Below are 21,123 nucleotides of genomic sequence, written 5' to 3'. Positions count from 1 at the left end.
AGCATAGACAGGCTAGTTGATTGGGGTGAAAGAACGTAGCCAACACCCGTGCAGCTTCAAGTAGGAAGGGGATATTGATAAATAAAAATAAAAACATAATAAAAGCGAATAATTTAGCCATACAACTATCCTATCGATAGATGGTTATAAACTCCTATTAGCAATTTATCAGAGTAAGCACACCCATTATGCTTAATACGAAACTCATCAGCCTACTCCCAGATCTAGCCACTTTTATTTTAGTGGTTAATGAAGGTAGCTTTACTGCTGCCGCCCAAAAACTGGGGGTTACGCCATCAGCATTGAGCAAGCTGATTACTCGCCTAGAACTGGCGCTTTCTGTTAAATTATTTGAAAGAACGACCCGCAAACTGGTCATTACTCAAGCCGGACAAAGAGTCTATGATCAGTGCTTAGTGATGGTTAATGCCGCCCAGCAAGCTTTTGAATTATCTCATGCTGACCATACTGAACCCTCTGGAGCATTAACGATTGCAGCTCCCGAAGCCTTTCTTAATTCGGTTCTCCAGCCTTTCGTCATTCCTTTCCTCAAGCAGTACCCTCTCATTCAGCTCAAATTGCGGGTTATCGATGGAGAGATTGATCTGTTCCGCCATAACATCGATGTGGCTTTTAAACTAACAGATAAACCCGATGAAAATTTAGTGCTACGTGAATTGTGCAAAACAAACTTAGTGCTGTGCGCGAGCCCTACCTATTTGCAGGAGCGAGGCACGCCTTGTCACCCAACAGAGTTGAAAGAGCATGATTGCTTATATCTTGCAGAGACGGAACACGATCATATTTGGGATTTTCTTAAAGAGGATGAATTCCATACCGTGCCCATTTCAGGTCGCTATGCCGTCAACCATTCGCAAATGCGCCTAAATGCAGTAAAAAGTGGACTGGGAATTGGAATTTTCCATGATTTTGTTATACAAAATGCTTTAGTAAAGGGGGAAGTGGTTCAATTACTACCAGATTGGACGATAAAAAGTAACTACCACGGAGCCATTGCCATGCAGTATGCTCAAACCAAATATATGCCCGCTCGATTACGCGTCTTTATTGATTTTATTCTGCTGCACCTCAAACCTAAATTAGCAACACCAGCAAAATGATTCCCCATCCCCAAACGCACATGGGCGATGGGAGAATCATTATCATCGCCTAACCGCTAGCCAAATAAACGTTGCCACAGACTCGGCTTTTTTTTCTCATGATATTCAATACGAAGATCATCGACTTCTTTTAGTGACCGTTTAGCCGCATCAAATTCACCTGCTGAGAGTTCATTCGTCACTTGATCTAAGGCCACCGTCAGCTTGTTAAACCCTTCTTGATAAATACTTGCTCTTTCTGGTGGGTATTGCGCCTGTTTTGCTTGTGTTACCAACACGCTCAACTGTGCAATGGGCACTTGCATGTCTTCAACAGTTTGCGCTTCTGCTGCGGCCTTAAATTCCAATTTCATCTGTTGCATGAGTGGTTTCAGATCCATATTAGCCGCCCATGCCTGACTAGCGACTAATAATAGTCCCGTACTCAACAGTAAACGTTTTTTCATTGTATAACTTCCTTATAATGTCTATGTCCAAACGACTTGCAGTTGCCGGTAGGCGGCAAAGGAGTTTATCCCCATTAACATAGACCAACTATGTGATTGGGGTAAACGAAAACAGCTAGCACCACTGCGTCTTCAAGTAAAAGGGGATATACCTATTTTGCTTAAACAACCGATCAAAAAACCAGACATATTTACCTTTATTGATATTCAAAAATAGATTGATATTCAGAAATAGGCTGGCGTCCGCGTAGTGCAAGAAAGGCCAAAAATTGTTGCGGGCAATGAGTAATAACGCTGGATGGCTTCACACCAACCTTATCTAATAATTCACTCGCGAGCGTTAAATTGCCGACGTCATGACAAAAGTGCGCGTCACTCCCTGTTGTGATCCAGGCTCCCACCGATTTGGCTATTTCAGCGATATGATAACAACGCTCAACACTGCCCACTCGACTATGTCCTTTTAAGGTACTGTTATTAATTTCTATTGCAACATTATACTCTGCCGCACACTTAATCACGGTTTCAAAGTCAAAATCAAAATTGGGATTGCCTAAGTGTCCTAATGCATCTACCCGACCGCTTTTTATCGTGTTGATCAGCGCTTGGGTATGAACAGCTTGGGTACTCGGCTGAAAAACTGGCTCATGAAAACTAGCGATAACCCAATCTAGATGTTGATCAACGGAAGGGTGAAGATCCACCTCACCTTGTACATTAAGAATATTTGATTCTATTCCTCGAATAATCGCTACATCATGTAAAAAGCGGGGTAAAATTCGTTGATTGGCAAAAAACCAATAATGAGGAGCCCCAGGCATCGACTCAGCATGATCGGTAGTACAGAACATCTGCAGCCCTTTTTCTTGCGCCGCTTTAGCATTTTCGATTAACGTACTATAAGCGTGACCACTAGCGTATGTGTGTGTATGAGTATCGACCGCAAGTTTCATAACCAACTCCCTTATATTTAGCAGGTGAACAGTTTACCAGCCTGAGAATCAGCTTACCAATCGTATACCCAGAGGCCCTTTCAATGTCATATATCGGATCAAATCTCGCCCTCCGTCATCTTGGGTGAGATTCACACAATCACTCCATCCGCTTGGCAACTCAATCGACCTGAACAATACTTAATCCATGACCTAACTTAGGATGTGATCATGGTGAAGCGCTATTTCTCCCTCAGCATACAAATCAGTACACTATTCATGGTACTGGTTGTGTTTATTGGCATGATACTTATTATGGTGGGCTCCCATTATTCTAAACAACTGGTTCAAGTTAGCCTGACACAGAGCCATCAAGAAAAACGAGAAAAAATAGAGCAGACTTTCCAGCAAGGTATTGCCCCAATCATCACCACGCTTGATTTTATGGCCTTCAGCCATTTTATTGATGGGCACTATCCTATTGATGAAGACATTCGCTCACTCAACGCATTAAATCTAATTTTTCAGCAAAATCCATATTTAGTAACGGTTTATTTCGGCAATGAAAATGGCGATTTCACCATGCTGGTTCCTTTATTTAACGAACAGAGCAAACAACGTTATCAAGCTCCGCAAGAAGCTCACTTACTGATTAATGAAACACTAGTCAATGGATATAGCCGCATCACCTTTTTAGATCAACACTTTATTCCTATTCAACAAACAGAACATCACGACACACCATTTGATCCACGTGTCCGCCCGTGGTTTGTGAATGCAAAAAGTGATGGTGCTATCCGCCTGACTGAACCTTATTTTTTTTACTTTATCAATCAGTACGGTGTATCGCTCTCGCGCCGATCCTTGGATCAAAAAAAAGTGGTGGGTGCCGATTTCACCCTAGATGGCCTCTCAGAACAGTTGTCAAACATCGCTTATACCGCCAATACTCAACTGGCACTCTTTGATCAAAATTTCCAACTATTGGCACAGCACAACACTTCAATGACATTCCGTGAACCTAGCTCAGGAGATCAAACCCCGTTTTCATCCAGTATCTTTGCCAATTTAACATCAGAAGCAGCCAAGAAAAGTACGCTGAAAACCTTCACTTTTGCGGATCAATCCTGGATTGGAGCAAACTCCTTGATTAAGTTAAGCCCAGAGGTAAACCTAATTCTTGCCCATGCAACCCCAGAAAATGACCTAATGGCAACCTTATTAAGCATTCGGGATAAACAAATATTCTTAGCTTTGTTCATGTTGAGTATTAGTTTTCTTTTTGTCCGGTTTGTTTCGAATAGAATTGCCAAGCCACTCAGTGATTTAGTCGTGCAAACCGGTAACATTTCTCGTTTTGATTTCCAAAAAACTCGCTATCCCAAAAGCATCATTAAAGAAGTTGCCGATCTAACGAAATCGATCGAATTGATGGAACACACGCTGCATGACTTATTACGCCTACTGCGTGATGCTGCCTCTAACCAAGACTTTGACGTTTTTGCGAAAACCATTACTCATCAAGGTTATTTGATCACGAAGGCTGAAACTATTTTACTTTATACCTATAACCACGATCAGCAGCAGTTCACCACCGCCGCCAACCACGCAATCATACCATTTAAAATTGACATCAATACCTTAGTACAAAGCACACCTTGGCTATTGACCAAGCTACGTCAAGGACAAATCATACATTTAAATCGTAACGACAATGTATTATTCCCTTATAAAGATCAGCTATTTAATAGCGATATTTATCTGTTTCCATTAATTAATAAATCACGTCAACTGATTGGTGTACTGAATTTGGGGTACGAACGGGCAATCAAAAAATCGCAACTTGACAAACACGCGTTCCTGCGTGAAGTGCTTAGCTTTGCAGAAATTGCCAAAGATAATATTGATAAAATGCAGCAGCAAAAAGAGATGCTGAATGCTTTTATTACCTTAATCGCCTCGGCCATTGATACTAAATCTCCCTATACAGGAGGCCATTGTCAACGAGTGCCTGAATTGACCCAAATGCTCGCCAAAGCCGCAACTAAAGATAAGCGTTATTTCCCCGACTTCATCTTATCTACCGAACAGTGGGAAGAATTAATGCTCGCCGCTTGGATGCACGATTGCGGGAAAGTCACCACGCCCGAATATGTGGTCGATAAAGCGACCAAACTTGAGACGATTTATGACCGAATCCACGAAATACGTATGCGTTTTGAATTGCTGAAAGTACAAGCTGAAGCCGATTACTGGCAAGCCATCGCTAACGGTGGTAATCCCGTCACTCTACAAAAAACACTCACCAAACAACACCAGACGCTTGATGATGAATTTACCTTTGTCGCACAGTGCAATATTGGCAGTGAATCAATGACGGAGCAAGATATCGCCCGACTTGGACAGATTGCTCAACGACAATGGAAGCGCACCTTAGATGATCAAATCGGTATCTCTTGGCTGGAAGCTCAGCGTCATCGCAACAAACCCACCTTGCCAGTGATGGAAAACGTTCTGGCTGATAAAGTGGTTCATCAAATAAAATGGGATAGCGCTCCACTAGCAACAATAGAACAAGAAGGCTTTGTACTTAAGCCCAAACCGCTGCGCTATAACCGCGGTGAGCTGTATAACCTCAGTGTGCGCCGCGGCACCTTAACCGAGGAAGAACGCTTTATGATCAATGACCATATTATTCAAACAATTGTCATGCTAAAACGTCTTCCCTATCCAGAACATCTCAAAAATGTGCCCGACATTGCAGGAGGACATCATGAACGAATGGATGGAAAAGGCTACCCAAGAGGATTAAATGAACAACAACTTTCCATTCCAGCTCGCATTATGGCCATCGCCGATGTTTTCGAAGCACTGACATCGAGTGATAGGCCATATAAAAAAGCCAAAACACTCACCGAATCGATAGACATCATGACGACCATGGCGACCAGTGGCCATATTGATCCAAAACTTTACCTACTTTTTTTAGAACAGAAGGTGTACCAAACCTATGCCGATCAATTTCTCGATGAAGCACAACGAGACCAAGTCGCGATTGATCAACACATTCAAGCCGTGAAAACTTATTTACGCGACCAGTTTTAATTTATCTCGCACTTTGAACACTCAATATTTAATCGATTGCGTCATCAATAGTTGATGTATGTCAAATTGTCGTAGACAATACCTGCCAAAGAACGGTAGCCATTTCACTCACTGTGTGATCTGGATATCGGTTTTGACTATGAGCATGATAGCCAAAAACTACTTTTTATACGTGTACTGCGCTGCTAAAGTCAACAATCCTAGAGTTGGCGCATACTAAGTACTTCGTTTTTAAGGGAAAGATGATGGTAATACCTGAAAACAGCTGCATCGTTATTTTTGGTGCATCGGGAGATCTCACCTACCGTAAGTTAGTTCCTGCTTTATATCATTTATATGCAAGCAAACAACTTCCTGAATCCTTTTGTATTTTAGGTGTTAGTCGAACGGAATATAGCGATCAAACTTATCGAGAAAAATTAACACGCTCCCTGCAAGAGTTAGAAAAAACCGAACCCGCCATTCTTGATGCTTTCAGTGAACACCTTCACTATCAAGCCATTGACACTTCAAACGTTGATGATTATGCCAAGTTATCGACACGCCTTGATCAACTTGCGCTGCAATATCAACAAACCAAGCGTAATACGCTGTTTTATCTTGCTACCCCACCCAGCTTATATGGTGTCATCCCGAGTAATTTGGCCGCTCACGGATTAAATAGTGAACAAAATGGCTGGAAACGATTAGTTATCGAAAAACCATTTGGTTATGATTTAAAATCTGCACAGGCATTGGATATCGAAATCCACCGCTATTTTTCCGAACACCAAATCTACCGAATTGATCATTACTTAGGCAAAGAAACCGTCCAAAACTTACTGGTTTTCCGCTTTGCCAACGGTATGTTTGAGCCATTATGGAACCGGAATTTTATCGACTATGTCGAAATTACTGGCGCAGAATTTCTTGGCGTCGAAGAGCGTGGCGGTTATTACGATGGTTCCGGTGCAGTGCGTGATATGTTCCAAAACCATTTACTCCAAGTACTGGCTATGATGAGTATGGAGCCTCCGGCTGAAATTAATGCCAATGCCATTCGTAATGAAGTGAATAAAGTGTTGCAGAGCTTACAACCACTGTCTGAACAAGATCTACGAAATAACCTAGTACTCGGTCAATACACAGAATCAGAAGTACGAGGTAAGTTTTTACCCAGTTATCGAAATGAGCCAGGCGTGGCCGATGATTCTCGTACTGAAACGTATATTGCTTTGAAAATGTTTATTAATAACTGGCGTTGGAATGGTGTACCTTTTTACGTGCGCTCAGGTAAACGTCTGCCGACTCGAGTCACTGAAGTCGTCATCCATTTCAAACGTACACCCCACCCAGTTTTTGCTCACAATGCGCCAGAAAATAAATTAATCATCCGTATTCAGCCTGATGAAGGTATTCAGATGAGCTTTGGATTAAAAGAGCCAGGTGCTGGTTTTAAAGCCAAAGAAGTCGCAATGGACTTTCACTACACGTCACTCTCTGAGAAAAAAATGCTGACAGCTTATGAGCGTCTATTACTTGATGCTCTTAACGGTGATGCGACCTTGTTTGCAAGAACTGACGCGGTAGAAGCCTGTTGGAAATTTGTGCAGCCTATTTTAGATTTTAAACAAGATCCCCAATCACTTTATGGCTATGCTTGTGGCACTTGGGGGCCCAAAGAGTCAGATGATTTATTACAGCGAGATGGCCGTGAATGGCGCTTCCCATGTAAAAATTTAACCGATACGGATTATTGCGAATTATGATTAAAAATAAGATTTTTCCAACGGCAAACGCGGTTGTTGAATCCTTAGCGAAGGACTTACAGGCATACAGCCAACAAGGCCAGCCAATACATATCTCTCTTTCTGGCGGCAGCACACCGAAGATGTTGTTTAAATTGTTGGCTTCTCAACCGTACGCCTCCAACATTCAATGGCAAAACTTACATTTTTGGTGGGGTGATGAGCGCTGTGTGGCTCCCGATGATGCCGAAAGTAACTATGGCGAAGCGAACACGCTTTTATTTAGCCAAATCAACATTCCCGCGGAAAATATCCACCGTATTTTAGGCGAAAATGAACCCCATGCCGAAGCAAAACGTTTTGCCGAAGAAATGACGCAAATCGTTCCGGTGGAAAATGGCGTCCCAGTTTTTGATTGGATTCTATTGGGAGTCGGCGCTGATGGACATACCGCATCGCTCTTTCCTAACCTGACCAACTATCAAGATGAACAGCTATCGGTCGTGGCCACTCATCCAGAATCGGGGCAACTTCGTATTTCTAAAACAGCAAAAGTATTAGAAGCGGCAAAACGGATTAGTTACCTTGTTCTGGGCTCAAGTAAAGCCGAGATCGTCCATCAAATTCACACCACTCCAGCCGTAGCTCTCCCTTATCCAGCGGCGAAAATTCAGTCATCTCACGGTGCAACGGAGTGGTATTTAGATTTAGACGCAGCAGCAAAAATTGCGTAAAGGAGAATAAGAAATGAAAGGTGATATCGGTGTTATCGGCCTAGCAGTCATGGGCCAAAACCTTATCTTAAATATGAATGATCATGGCTTTAACGTGGTGGCTTATAACCGTACTACCGCGAAAGTGGATGAGTTTTTACAAGGCCCAGCCAAAGGCACCAAGATTGTCGGTGCTTACTCACTACAAGACTTAGTGGATAAACTTGCCACACCACGCAAAGTCATGCTGATGGTACGAGCTGGAGATGTGGTGGATGCATTTATCGATCAATTAGTTCCTTTACTCGATAAAGGCGACATCATTATCGATGGGGGCAATACTAACTACCCAGACACCAACCGCCGAGTCGCTGCGCTACGAGAGAAAGGTATTCACTTTATTGGTACTGGTGTTTCTGGTGGAGAAGAAGGTGCACGTTTCGGGCCTTCTATCATGCCGGGTGGTGCCGAGGAAGCTTGGCCAGCCGTAAAACCTATTTTTCAAGCCATTTCAGCCAAAACGGATTCTGGAGAACCTTGTTGTGACTGGGTCGGTAATGATGGTGCGGGACACTTTGTGAAAATGGTTCATAACGGTATCGAATACGGTGACATGCAGCTTATCACTGAAGCTTACCAGTTTATGAAAGATGGACTTGGGATGTCTGCGGATGAAATGCAAGCGGTATTTTCTGATTGGAACAAAACCGAACTTGATAGCTATCTTATTGAAATTACCGCCGATATCCTTGGCTATAAAGATCAAGATGGCCAACCATTAGTAGAAAAAATTCTTGATACTGCTGGTCAAAAAGGCACGGGTAAATGGACGGGGATTAATGCCTTAGACATGGGTATTCCGCTGACGCTAATCACTGAATCCGTATTCTCTCGCTGCTTATCCGCACTTAAAGATCAACGTGTTGCCGCTGAACAATTATTTACCAAAACCATCGCACCGGTTGAAGGTGATAAACAAGCGTGGGTTGATGCCCTTCGTCAAGCCTTATTGGCATCGAAGATCATCTCTTATGCACAAGGTTTTATGTTGATGCGTGAAGCCTCGAATGAAAATGGTTGGGATCTTAACTACGGCAACGTAGCGCTAATGTGGCGTGGTGGCTGTATCATTCGTTCCGCTTTCTTAAGTAATATTCGTGATGCGTTTTCAGCAAACCCAGCTATTGCATTCTTAGGTTCTGATCCCTACTTCAAAGGTATTTTGGATAATTGCCTTGGCGCATGGCGTAAAGTGGCAGCTAAATCACTTGAAGTCGGAATCCCGATGCCGTGCACCACCTCGGCATTGACCTTCTTAGATGGTTATACCACTGCACGTCTACCTGCAAACTTGCTGCAAGCCCAACGTGATTACTTTGGCGCTCATACTTATGAACGTATCGACCGACCTCGTGGTGAGTTCTTCCATACCAATTGGACAGGAACGGGTGGTAATACCGCTTCCACGACTTATGATGTATAAATTTACTCGCCCTATTGACGGTAAATAAATTCATCCCTATTATCTACGCCTAAAAAATAAGCATCAGGGAGGATGTTAACTGAGTTAACATCCTCTATTTTTTTGGTTGATTTTTATTACTGAGAGAATTAACAATGACCTTCAATAAGTACTTTGTATTTGCTCCTAAAGCATTGGAAGAAGGAACGCAGCAAAACACTGAATGGACATCGGATAAGGAAACTCAGCGCCAAGCAATGGTTAAACAGGCGCAGCAACAAGGCGGTTGCTAACGGCTTCCCCACCTTAACCGCTTTTGTTGCGACTATGGTGGGGCATCTTCCCGCAGTGATACTCAAGCATAAGACACGATCAGCGAAGCTCGCCGATATCGTTGTCGCAATCTAGTAAATGGCTCACAAACATAAGGGTTGCCACACTCTATCCATCCCGATGCCTTGCTTAGAAAGCGACTCGCCAGGTAAAAACTCTGCGACCAAATGATCGATCAAATGGCGAACAGCAGGAGCAAGATGCTTTCGTGATGGATATAATGCATAGATTGCCATCGTTTGTGGTTGCCAATCGGGTAATAAGCGTATTAATTGTCCATTCGCTAATGCTCGCGCAACAAGGTAAGTCGGTTGTAAACTCACCCCCATTCCATAAATCGCAGCACTCAAGAGTGCCGTTGCCTCGTTAGCACTGAATGCACATTGTACCTCTACTGACGTCTGTTGCTCTCCTTGACTTAAATGCCAAATATGTCGCTCTGCACTTTTATATCCTAAACAGCGGTGCAAGACTAAATCTTGCGGAATGGTAATCTCAGGCTGAGTAGCTAAATAGTCTGGAGCGGCGACCAATACCGACTCACACTCCGCAATCTTACGCCCAATCAAACTAGGGTCAGGATTAGAGGCAATCCTGATCGCAAGATCAATTCGCTCAGCAATAAGATCAGCCGTTTTATCCTGCACTTCCATATCAATCGATACCAACGGATGCTTTATTAAAAACGTCTTGATGGCAGGCACTAACTGCGAAAAACCAAAAGACATACTTGCCGCCAATTTTATCTTGCCACGCAAATCCTCTTTATTCATTGTCTGATGTAATAAAACTTCTGACTGCTGAACCCAAGCTTCAATTTCCGGCAAACATTGCTCACCAGCGCTCGTTAGTGACACCATCCGTGTTGTCCGGTTGAATAATCGAATCGCCAACCAATTTTCCATGGTATCAATATAACGGGTCACCATTGGCCGTGACATGGTTAAACGTTCTGCGGTTGCTGTAAAGCTTTGAGTTATCGCCACATCTAGAAAAACTTTTGCTGCCGTGAGTCGATCCATAATTTGCTCGATTTAAGAAACAATGATGTCAATTATTAGCTATATATCCGAACAAGTCTAATTCGTATGATAGCTCCCGAACCGATAACCCACTTTCGATACTCTATTTTAGGATCAATCATCATGAAAAAACTGACTCTACTGACCGCAACGACACTGATCACCAGCACTGCATTTGCGGCACAGCAACCTCTAACACTGGACGTTTACAACGCCGATGGCAATAGCTTTCATGTAAACTCAACCTTAGTTTACGGCGCAACAGAAGCCATGGTGATCGATACTGGCTTTACCAAAGCCGATGCCTTACGCATTGCCGCTAAAGTCATCGATTCAGGTAAAAACCTAAGCACGATTTTTATTAGCCAAGCGGATCCGGATTACTATTTTGGCGCGGAAGTATTGCATGAGCTATTCCCTGATGCGAAAGTCCTCACCACTCCGGGAGTTCGCGCGACAATTGAAGAAAAGCTCGATGGCAAATTAGCATTCTGGGCTCCGAAAATGGGCACTAACGCGCCAGTGAAACCAGTATTACCGACCGCTTATCATGGTAAAACGCTCACCATTGATGGACAAACCATAGAGATCCACGATGCAGACGGTGAGCTAGCCCATCGCCCTTACTTGTGGATCCCAGCCAACAAAGCCATTTTGGGCAATGTAGCGGTCTACGGTAACGTTCACTTATGGATGGCCGATGCGCAAAGCGATGCCAGCCGTCAAGCGTGGGCACAGCAGCTTGAGCGTATGCAAGCCTTAAAACCAGAAGTGGTGATCCCTGGTCACATGATTGCCGGTACTCAATTAGATGCCTCAGCGATTAGCTTTGCTCAGCGCTATTTAGCGGATTTTGCCCAAGCAAAACAAACCAGTAAAGATAGTCAACAATTAATCAAACGTATGCTTAAGCTTTATCCTGAAGCCGGTTTACCCATGGCATTAGAGATTGGCGCAAAAGTACATATGGGTGAAATGCAATGGTAAAAGTACACTACTTTTTTGACCCAATGTGTGGCTGGTGTTTCGGTGCTAGCCCACTACTAGAAACACTGGCTGAAATGCCGACTATCACACTCAAGTTACATCCGGGTGGCATGTTGCCACGCTCCGAGTTGGCCGCCGAGTTTCGAGCGCATATATTAGAGGCAGATCAACAGATTAGCCTGGTGACTGGACAAGTTTTTGGTGAAGCGTACCGCTCGCGAATTGCCAGCCAGCAGCCGCTCATCGTTGACTCTTACCTTACCGCTCAGGCGATCATCGCCGCGGAAGCATTGCAAGGCCTAGGATTGGCGATGTTGAAAAAAATTCAGCAAGCCCATTATCAACGAGGATTAACCGTTGCCGAGCCAGAAGTATTGGCTCAGTTAGCAAGCCAATTAGGTATTGAACACGATAAATGGCAAAACGCCATGCAGCAAGCCAAATCTGATTTACCGGCCACGATTGCCAATAGCCAACAACTGATGGCTCAGTATCAACTACGGGGATTTCCATCACTGATGATTGAGCAGGCAAATGGCCAGTGGCACTCGGTTCAGCCGAGCGTTTATTATGGGAAGCTTAATCAGTGGCAAGCGTTTTGGCAATCAATGACAGGTATCTCATCTGGCAGCCATGCCTAAACCAGTTAGGATGACCGATAATATTGAGGCCAGATTAAATCGAAAAACGATCATTCACTTAAAAAACAGCCCCCAAACTTGGGGGCTATTGACGTTGATAAAGCTATTTTATCAGATCAAAACGATCAGCATTCATCACTTTGCACCAAGCCGCAACAAAGTCATGCACAAATTTTCCTTTGTTATCGTCTTGTGCGTACACTTCCGCATATGATCGAAGAATAGAGTTTGAGCCAAATACTAAGTCGACTCGCGTCGCTGTCCATTTGACTGCGCCAGATTGACGCTCGCATATTTGATACAAATTTCGCCCTTTAGGTTTCCAAGTGTACCGCATATCAGTTAAGTTCACGAAAAAGTCATTACTTAACACGCCGACATTGTCGGTAAAGACACCATGCGATGTTTCGCCATAGTTGGTACCTAATACGCGCATTCCCCCCATTAATACGGTCATTTCTGGTGCGGTAAGACGCATGAGCTGAGCGCGATCAAGCAACAATTCTTCTGGGCTAACAACATAGTCTTTCTTCAACCAATTCCGAAAACCATCAGATAAGGGTTCAAGAACATCAAATGATGCCACATCAGTTTGCTCTAATGTTGCATCGCCACGCCCAGGAACAAATGGTACCTTGACCTCAACACCCGCCGCTTTAGCCGCCATTTCAACTCCGACATTACCAGCAAGCACGATGGTATCCGCGACACTTATGCCAAACTCACTGGCGATGTTTTCTAGCACAGCAAGCACTTTTGCTAAGCGCTCAGGTTCATTACCTTGCCAATCTTTCTGTGGCGCAAGACGGATCCGCGCACCATTTGCACCACCCCGTTTATCGGATCCACGGAAGGTGCGGGCACTATCCCAAGCGGTGGAGACCATTTCACTAATACTTAAGCCGCTGGCGGCAATTTTCGCTTTTACCGCATCAACGTCATAATCGCTACGTCCCGCTGGGATTGGATCTTGCCAAATCAAATCTTCTTTAGGAACATCAGGGCCAATATAGCGAGCTTTAGGCCCCATATCACGGTGCGTCAGTTTGAACCAAGCACGAGCAAACACCTCAGAGAAATAAGCCGGATCTTGATAAAAACGCTCAGAAATCTTGCGATAAGCAGGGTCCATTTTTAGCGCCATATCGGCGTCAGTCATGATTGGGTTATAGCGAATACTTGGATCTTCGACATCAACTGGCTTATCTTCCTCTTTGATATTGATGGGCTCCCATTGCCAAGCGCCCGCTGGGCTTTTTTTCAATTCCCAATCGTAAGTAAACAATAAATAGAAGAAACCGTTATCCCACTGTGTTGGATGGGTTGTCCATGCCCCTTCAATACCACTGGTGACCGTATTACGCCCCACACCACGTGTGGTGTGATTGATCCAACCTAAACCTTGTTCTTCTAATTCCGCCCCTTCCGGATCAGGCCCTAAATTGGCCGCGTCGCCATTACCATGACATTTACCCACGGTATGACCACCAGCGGTTAACGCCACCGTCTCTTCATCGTTCATTGCCATACGTTCAAAAGTAACGCGCATATCATGAGCCGTTTTCAGTGGGTCAGGATTGCCATCAACGCCTTCTGGGTTGACATAAATCAACCCCATCATGACTGCCGCTAATGGGTTTTCTAGATCACGAACGCCAGAATAACGGCTATTTTTAGCGCCACTCGGTGCCAACCACTCTTTTTCTGATCCCCAATAAGTATCTTTTTCTGGGTGCCAGATATCTTCCCGACCAAAAGCAAAACCAAAAGTCTTAAGCCCCATCGATTCATAGGCCATGTTACCCGCGAGGATGATCAAATCTGCCCAGCTGATCTTATTGCCGTATTTTTGCTTGATTGGCCAAAGTAAACGACGAGCTTTATCTAAGTTAGCATTATCAGGCCAAGAGTTTATTGGTGCAAAACGCTGATTGCCGGTGCCTGCGCCACCTCGGCCATCAGCAATACGATAAGTTCCGGCCGAGTGCCAAGCCATACGGATCATTAAACCGCCATAATGCCCCCAGTCAGCTGGCCACCACTCTTGGCTATTGGTCATTAACGCTTTCAGGTCGTTTTTTAAGGCATTAACATCGAGTTTTTTTAATTCTTCACGGTAATTAAAATCAGCCCCCATTGGGTTCGTTTTTGCGTCATGTTGATGCAAGATGTCAAGATTAAGTGCTTTAGGCCACCAATCCATGTTGGACATCTCGGCAGAGGTAACACCACCATGCATGACTGGGCACTTACCACCTGAATTTATCCCATTATTTTCCATTCTATTCTCCTTGCTATACATTGCTGCAGTGACTACCGAGTAATTTCACACATAAACGGTTATCTAGATCTAGGCTAAGCTATTTAAAAATCAAACACTAATACACTATAGCTATCAATTTAATAGACACTATCCCCAAACCACTTGAAGTAACCAGAAAACGGCAAGTAAGTGATAAATTCACCCAAAAGGCTGATTTTTATTAAAAGCCAATCTAAATCTATATGATTGCGGAAAACCAACATCGCCAATACCGCTGTCGCTTCAAGTCACAAAGGGAATATCTCCCTTTAAAACATATCGATACTAAGGATAGGCGAGCCTAAAAAATTTTCCTTGTTCCCGTGACATGAATGAGTAAACTTTGATATTTATCAAGCGAGCAGATCGTTTTACTCTTTATTTTGTGAGTGGCGACATGAAACCAAAGTATTCACCATAAAAATACTTAGCTGGTTTTTAGCCTTAATATTTATTTTTCCGACGTTGAATACATTTATACACATTTTTGCTGCATTTTATTTCATGATTCAATAGCATATACGGGTTGCTCTGGAATCATCAACACCCATTAACGAGCGAAAAACTCTTATTTTATCAAAAATTTAGGAAAAGCCATGAGGGCATCATTTCCTAATCAAGGACATCAACAAATTAATCTCACAAGGAAATCATCGTGACTTACATTCATAACACTATAGCCAGATTAAAAAAAACAAGCCCCGCACAAGCCGAATTTTATCAAGCAGTAGAAGAGATCTTAGACTCACTACAACCCATCTTAGAAACCAATGAAAAATACAAAGCGCATGCCATCATCGAACGGATGGTTGAACCTGAGCGACAAATTATGTTTCGTGTACCTTGGGTTGATGATCAAGGAAATGTGCAAGTTAACAAAGGCTATCGGATTGAATTTAACTCGGCTTTAGGGCCATACAAAGGTGGACTACGTTTTCACCCGAGCGTCAATGCCAGTATCATCAAATTTTTAGGCTTTGAACAAGTGTTTAAGAATGCCTTAACTGGCTTACCCATTGGCGGTGGAAAAGGGGGCGCAAATTTCGATCCCAAAGGGAAGTCGGATGCTGAAATTATGCGTTTTTGCCAATCGTTTATTAATGAGTTGTACCGTCACATTGGCCCGACAAGTGATGTTCCAGCAGGCGATATTGGCGTTGGAGCACGTGAAATTGGCTATATGTTTGGTCAATATAAACGCTTAACGGGTAATTATGACGGCGTATTCACAGGAAAAAGCCTACTTTGGGGCGGTTCTTTGGTTCGTAAAGAAGCCACTGGTTATGGGTGCGTTTACTTCGCACAATACATGCTAGAAGATCACAATCAATCATTAGCAGGCAAAACCTGTCTAGTTTCGGGGGCCGGTAATGTGGCGATTTACACCATTGAAAAGCTCTATGAACTCGGTGCTCGCCCCATTACATGCTCGGATTCAAGCGGAACCCTCTACCATGAAACAGGCATTAACTTGGCGACCTTAAAAGAGCTCAAAGAAGTGCGTAAAGTTCGTTTAGCAGAATACCTACAGTATCATTCTGATGCTCGTTATATTCCGGCTAGCGATTATCCAGCCGATGGTCATGCAGTTTGGCGCTTCCCTGCTGACTTAGCCTTTCCATGTGCCACACAAAATGAACTGACCGCACAAGATGCGCAAGCTCTTGTGGCCAATGGCGTTATCGCGGTATCGGAAGGTGCAAACATGCCGTCAACCCAAGACGCAGTAGAAGTGTTCCTTGATGCAAACATTTGCTACGGCCCAGGTAAAGCGGCCAATGCAGGAGGCGTGGCCACCAGCCAGCTAGAAATGGCGCAAAATGCCAGTATGCAAACGTGGAGTTTTGCCAAAGTCGATGAAAAATTAAAAGTGATCATGAAAAATATCTACCGCAATGCACGTGATACGGCAGTAGAATTTGGCGAACCGAACAATTTGGTTCTCGGAGCCAACATTGCAGGCTTTCGAAAAGTCGCTGACGCAATGATCGAGCAAGGTGTGGTTTGATTATCACCGAGGAGGGGGAAAATCCCCCCCCCTCACCTTTCTCTTAACAACTGAATATCGCTACATAATGCCCATCTCAGAAGCAATGACCGCTAACGTTCGTCCGGTTTTGCTGCTTTCTTGTGCTAGCTTAATTAAGGCGATATTTTGCAGCGCTTGCTCAGCAGGAACGGGGTTTTCAGTGCCCAACCGAATCGCATCGGCAACGGCTTTAAAGTAGTGCTGATAGCCGCCACACTCAGTGGTTATCGCCTGAGCTCCGGATTCACTATAGCGTTGACCATAAAGCGTTGGGTCTTCACTTACCCAGTGGTCACCAATAGGCTCTACCCCTTGTTTAAGCTGCGCTTCTTGTGGGTCAAGCCCCATTTTTTCGTATTTGGCAAGCGTTCCTAAGATCTTATAACGTAGATTGGGCTCGGGGCTGTATAGGTTAGAATGCAAATGCACTAAATGATTAGGGTAGTGCAAAATAAGATTATAGTAATCAATGGTTGTCGCGCCTGGGCGCATCATTCGACATTGAGCATTGATGGCTTGTGGAAGACCAAACAGCACCAACGCTTGATCCAATAAGTGTGGAGCTAAATCAAATAAAATGCCACCCCCCTCTTGTGCCTGTTCACGCCAACGCTGGCGAACGTCTGGACGATAACGATCAAAATGAGACTCGAATAAGCGCACCTCCCCCAAACGACCTTGTTCAATCATTTTTTTTACGGTGAGGAAATCCCCATCCCAACGCCGATTATGGAACACACTCAACACTCGCCGTTGCTCTTGCGCCAAAGTAATTAAAGCTTTGCCTTGTTCAATTTGGGTGACAAATGGCTTTTCAACGATCACATGTTTGCCATTTTCTAACGCACGCTTGGCCAAAGGGAAATGAACATCATTAGGAGCGGTAATAATCACCAGTTCTGCATCGCTGTGATCGAGTAATGCCTCTGCATCTTGATACCACTTCGCCTGTGGCCAATCATGTTCAACGGCAGATTGTTGACTAGAACTGATCGCGCATAGCTCTAGCTCAGGTAAGGTTTTTATAAATGGGAGGTGAAAGGTTTTAGCAGAATAACCGTAGCCAATAACGGCGGTTTTGATTGGCGTATAAATCATGACGTTTCTCTTTATGCATCTCGAGTTTTATTATCATGCCGAATCGGACTAATTAGGTAAAGTTTTACCTATTGCATGCACCACCTAAAAAGAAAACCACCCTCGAATAGGGTGGTTTTCAGTCATGATTAGCTATGCAGCGGCAATGTATTGTCGTTTTCGACTCTTTTTTTGCTGTAACTCTAAAATTAACCGATCCATATCCACCTCAATATTAAAACGTTGCTTCAGGTTAGCGAGAAAAATTGGGTCTTCACACATGGCTTTTTCTGGTTCATCACTCACCTTCGCTACCGGACGACCATTGCACTCAGTTAATTTAATCACCATCGACAACGGTTGATAGGCTTTATCCCGATCATTTTTCCAGCCCGCTAAATCATTAGTAAGAAAGGTTCCGATACCAAATGAGATACGAACTCGCCCTGCAAAGTATTCACACAATGATAATGCCTGGTCAAAGTTAAGCCCATCGGAGAAAATAAACAGCTTATTTTTAGGGTCAATGCCTAACTTTTTATAGTGAGCGAGCATTTTATCGCCCCAAGTAAACGGACAACCGGAGTCATGGCGAACCCCATCATAGGCTTTGGCAAGGTGCACATTAAAATCACGAATAAAGGCATCAATGGTTAAGGTATCGGTTGGGGCAATAGACAGCTGCCCATCAAACGCTCGTAACCACTGTTCTAAAGCAACTCGTTGTGAATCGCCGACATTGACTAAAGCTTGATGGCCCATAAACCACTCATGAGCAATTGTACCAATCGGTTTAAGATTAAATTCACGAGCAAAATGGTAATTACTGGTACCAAGTAATAACTCGGGAATTTCTTGGTGCAGATAAGCAATCACATCGCGCTGAACTTGGCTGGAAAAACGGCGGCGAGTGCCCATTTCTGTCAATGAAAAATTCTCTATACCACGTTTTTTAAGTTCGACTTTTAAAGTCTGAACTTTTTCTGCCAATACTTGCAAAGGTAGCTCAATAGGCACTTGTGACCATCGACGGCGACTACGAACTTCAGAGACGATCGCCATCACTAAGGTTTCATACAAAATGGTATCTCGCCATGCTCCCTGAATCGCAATACGTAACTGGTGCTTTCCCTCTTGCTTGATAATCCCCATCTCAACCTGACGCTCTGGTTGAAAATGAAAATAACGCAAGGATTGTAAAAACGAAGCTTTAAGATGAGGGGAGCTTTTCTCTAGATAGGTAATATCCGCATCAGAGAAACGTAAAGAGGCTAAATGCGCGATCTTTTCACGCACCTCTTCCAAAAGGTCACTAACATCTTCATCACTCCGAACAATCAATTCATAGCGAACTTGAACGTCAGGATAAAAAGAATGAATGGCCTGCATCATATTGATTTTATAAGCATCAAGATCCAACAAGCTGCGGATAAGGTGGGGAGAAAACAGGCAAGCGTTCATTATGCCATCCTTCCATTCAAGGTTAACAGATCTGCATGTTAGTAACATTATGTTGCTAACTTTTTCAGCACAATAAATTAGCCTTACAAGTTTGTCAACTATTGTGACAAACTAACGCTTATCTTATATCCATATAATTTGTATGTTTATTTATGGCGATTATATAAAAATAACAGCTCAGTGAAGGCGTTACCGAAATAACACCACTGATAAAAACCATGTTTGTCACAAACTGTTATTTACATTTGACCCTCTCTCAGCTCTTACCTAGAATAAAGGCTCAATTTTTTAGGAATGTCAGCATGATTGTTACCATTGATCTGGTTTGTTTACGCCTTGCACCAACCGGTATTCAAATATTATTGGTTAAACGCAGTAATCCTAATCGGCCAGATTGCGGTCAATGGGCCTTGCCGGGAGGACTCGTGTATGATGAAGATATGACGGCCAAGGGCGGTGAACCCGCCGATGAAGATTTTGATTCTGCCCGACGACGTATTTGTCGGCAAAAAATTCATACTTATCCGAATTTTATTAGCGATCCACTCGTTGATGGTAACCCTAAACGCGATCCCGATGGTTGGAGCGTCAGTATCTCGCATTACGCGCTGCTTAATCCTTCTAATGTTCAACAAATTGAAGATTTTGGTATCGATCGCAATCGCGCTAATTGGTTTAGTCTGAAGATGCTGCTAAATAATGAAATGGAACTGGCTTTTGACCATGTCGCTCAAATTCAACACGCATGGAAAAAACTACGTGCCGCGGTCGAATACACATCGGTTGTACTTTTCTCATTGGAAAAAGAATTTCTGGTGGCAGATATCATTGATGCTTATGCAAAATTTGGGGTAGACATGAATCGCATGACGGTCAAACGGCGGCTGATTAATACAGGAGTAATTGTCAGCGCGAACAAAATCGCCGCTTCATGTAAAGGAAAAGGTGGGAAACCCGCCACTGTATATCGCCTTGCCAACCACGAAGTCACTTACTTTCAAACCTGCTTACGCGGATAAAAGGCCACTTTAACTTGTCATAAAAGCATGGTTAGATCACCACTTCGAGCCGTTTGTAGGACGACCTATCATGCCAATTATTATTCTTCATGGACTCTACATGCATAGCATTGTTATGCATCCCTTACGCCAGCAACTGACTAAGTTGGGTTATCAAGCGATCGCACTTAGTTACAATACACTGTCGATTAATGAGGAAAAACTGTTTCTCCAAATTGATGCCGCACTCGATTGCAAACAAAGCAATGTGTTGGTCGGGCATAGCTTAGGCGGCTTGATGATCAAACGCTATTTAGCTTCACGCCACCCCAATACTCAGCATATCTCTCATGTGATCACCATCGGTTCTCCTTTGCAGGGGGCCTCGATTGTAAGCAAAATAGAACAATTAGGGCTGGGAATGATTCTTGGAAACGCCACTGAATATGGCTTAAAAAAACATCACGATAGCTGGCATTTTCCACAAAAGCTCGGCAGTATCGCGGGGACGCTTCCCATCGGAATGCGCACATTATTAATGGGGAATCAAAAGGAGTCCGATGGCACGGTGACGGTGGAAGAAACCAAAATTGCAGGCATGACGGATCATCTGGAAACACGAACCACACACACCAGTATGTTATACAACCATTATATCGCCAAACAAATTGACCACTTCATTCGCTATGACCAATTTGAACATGAAAAGACCTGAATCAGCATCAAGAGAACAACTCGATTCAGGTCAAGCAAACCATGAAAAATTG

The 21,123-nt window shown here is 43.7% G+C and carries 17 protein-coding genes; 11 read left to right on the top strand and 6 right to left on the bottom strand.

Going from position 1 to position 21,123, the window contains the following annotated elements; translation table 11 throughout:
* The first annotated feature begins 188 nt into the window (after positions 1–188).
* A complete protein-coding gene (locus CAG57_RS02110) occupies positions 189–1,121 on the top strand; it encodes a LysR family transcriptional regulator (RefSeq protein ID WP_161427659.1) in 933 nt (310 codons plus the stop codon).
* Positions 1,122–1,177: 56 nt separating this feature from the next.
* Here CAG57_RS02110 and CAG57_RS02105 read toward each other — a convergent pair whose 3' ends face one another.
* Positions 1,178–1,567 carry a cytochrome b562 gene (locus CAG57_RS02105; protein WP_099610910.1) on the bottom strand — a complete coding sequence of 130 codons (390 nt, stop codon included), beginning with the start codon at positions 1,565–1,567 and terminating at the stop codon, positions 1,178–1,180.
* A 197-nt stretch (positions 1,568–1,764) separates the two neighbouring features.
* Complete coding sequence (locus CAG57_RS02100) at positions 1,765–2,520, bottom strand: phosphatase (protein ID WP_161427658.1); 756 nt, start codon at positions 2,518–2,520, stop codon at positions 1,765–1,767.
* A 210-nt stretch (positions 2,521–2,730) separates the two neighbouring features.
* Between CAG57_RS02100 and CAG57_RS02095 the strand changes: the two genes are divergently transcribed.
* From CAG57_RS02095 to CAG57_RS16015, 5 genes are all read left to right on the top strand, one after another.
* Complete coding sequence (locus CAG57_RS02095; RefSeq protein ID WP_099610912.1) at positions 2,731–5,604, top strand: HD domain-containing phosphohydrolase; 2,874 nt, start codon at positions 2,731–2,733, stop codon at positions 5,602–5,604.
* 245 nt (positions 5,605–5,849) lie between these two features.
* Positions 5,850–7,352, top strand: a complete 1,503-nt coding sequence (gene zwf, locus CAG57_RS02090; RefSeq protein ID WP_161427875.1) for a glucose-6-phosphate dehydrogenase — start codon at positions 5,850–5,852, stop codon at positions 7,350–7,352.
* Entirely contained in the window at positions 7,349–8,065 is a 717-nt protein-coding gene (gene pgl / locus CAG57_RS02085; RefSeq protein WP_099610913.1) for a 6-phosphogluconolactonase, read from the top strand. Before zwf ends, pgl begins: the two co-directional genes overlap by 4 nt.
* A 13-nt stretch (positions 8,066–8,078) precedes the next feature.
* Positions 8,079–9,527 carry a decarboxylating NADP(+)-dependent phosphogluconate dehydrogenase gene (gene gnd, locus CAG57_RS02080; RefSeq protein ID WP_161427868.1) on the top strand — a complete coding sequence of 483 codons (1,449 nt, stop codon included), beginning with the start codon at positions 8,079–8,081 and terminating at the stop codon, positions 9,525–9,527.
* 134 nt (positions 9,528–9,661) lie between these two features.
* The gene (locus CAG57_RS16015) at positions 9,662–9,799 is read left to right on the top strand and encodes a hypothetical protein (RefSeq protein ID WP_170887331.1); all 138 of its coding nucleotides are present in this window, start codon (positions 9,662–9,664) and stop codon (positions 9,797–9,799) included.
* Between the two features lie 123 nt (positions 9,800–9,922).
* On the opposite strand, the gene CAG57_RS02075 is transcribed toward CAG57_RS16015, so the two are convergent.
* Positions 9,923–10,861, bottom strand: a complete 939-nt coding sequence (locus CAG57_RS02075; protein ID WP_161427869.1) for a LysR family transcriptional regulator — start codon at positions 10,859–10,861, stop codon at positions 9,923–9,925.
* Between the two features lie 123 nt (positions 10,862–10,984).
* On the opposite strand from CAG57_RS02075, the gene CAG57_RS02070 reads away from it, so the two are divergent.
* On the top strand, positions 10,985–11,848 hold the full coding sequence (locus tag CAG57_RS02070) for an MBL fold metallo-hydrolase (RefSeq protein ID WP_099610916.1): 864 nt from the start codon (positions 10,985–10,987) through the stop codon (positions 11,846–11,848).
* Positions 11,842–12,489: a DsbA family protein gene (locus CAG57_RS02065; RefSeq protein WP_161427870.1), complete on the top strand. Its 648-nt coding sequence runs from the start codon at positions 11,842–11,844 to the stop codon at positions 12,487–12,489. The genes CAG57_RS02070 and CAG57_RS02065 overlap by 7 nt, the downstream gene beginning before the upstream one ends.
* Positions 12,490–12,592: 103 nt before the next feature.
* On the opposite strand, the gene katG is transcribed toward CAG57_RS02065, so the two are convergent.
* Entirely contained in the window at positions 12,593–14,770 is a 2,178-nt protein-coding gene (gene katG / locus CAG57_RS02060; RefSeq protein ID WP_161427871.1) for a catalase/peroxidase HPI, read from the bottom strand.
* A gap of 676 nt (positions 14,771–15,446) precedes the next feature.
* Here katG and gdhA point away from each other — a divergent pair.
* On the top strand, positions 15,447–16,799 hold the full coding sequence (gene gdhA / locus CAG57_RS02055) for an NADP-specific glutamate dehydrogenase (RefSeq protein ID WP_161427872.1): 1,353 nt from the start codon (positions 15,447–15,449) through the stop codon (positions 16,797–16,799).
* A 60-nt stretch (positions 16,800–16,859) separates the two neighbouring features.
* Here the strand turns inward: gdhA and CAG57_RS02050 are convergent, their stop codons facing one another.
* Together CAG57_RS02050 and pncB are read right to left on the bottom strand one after the other, a co-directional pair.
* Positions 16,860–17,918 carry an oxidoreductase gene (locus CAG57_RS02050; protein WP_161427873.1) on the bottom strand — a complete coding sequence of 353 codons (1,059 nt, stop codon included), beginning with the start codon at positions 17,916–17,918 and terminating at the stop codon, positions 16,860–16,862.
* Positions 17,919–18,050: 132 nt separating this feature from the next.
* Positions 18,051–19,358, bottom strand: coding sequence for a nicotinate phosphoribosyltransferase (gene pncB / locus CAG57_RS02045; protein ID WP_161427874.1), 1,308 nt, complete (start codon positions 19,356–19,358; stop codon positions 18,051–18,053).
* Positions 19,359–19,660: 302 nt separating this feature from the next.
* Between pncB and CAG57_RS02040 the strand changes: the two genes are divergently transcribed.
* The gene (locus CAG57_RS02040; RefSeq protein ID WP_099610921.1) at positions 19,661–20,377 is read left to right on the top strand and encodes an NUDIX domain-containing protein; all 717 of its coding nucleotides are present in this window, start codon (positions 19,661–19,663) and stop codon (positions 20,375–20,377) included.
* Positions 20,378–20,447: 70 nt separating this feature from the next.
* A complete protein-coding gene (locus CAG57_RS02035) occupies positions 20,448–21,071 on the top strand; it encodes a PGAP1-like alpha/beta domain-containing protein (protein WP_099610922.1) in 624 nt (207 codons plus the stop codon).
* The last annotated feature ends 52 nt before the right edge of the window (positions 21,072–21,123 follow it).

It is taken from the genome of Vibrio sp. V30_P3S12P165 (assembly GCF_009904905.1).
GTDB lineage: Bacteria > Pseudomonadota > Gammaproteobacteria > Enterobacterales > Vibrionaceae > Vibrio > Vibrio fujianensis.
This window is presented reverse-complemented; position numbering and strand designations above follow the sequence as displayed.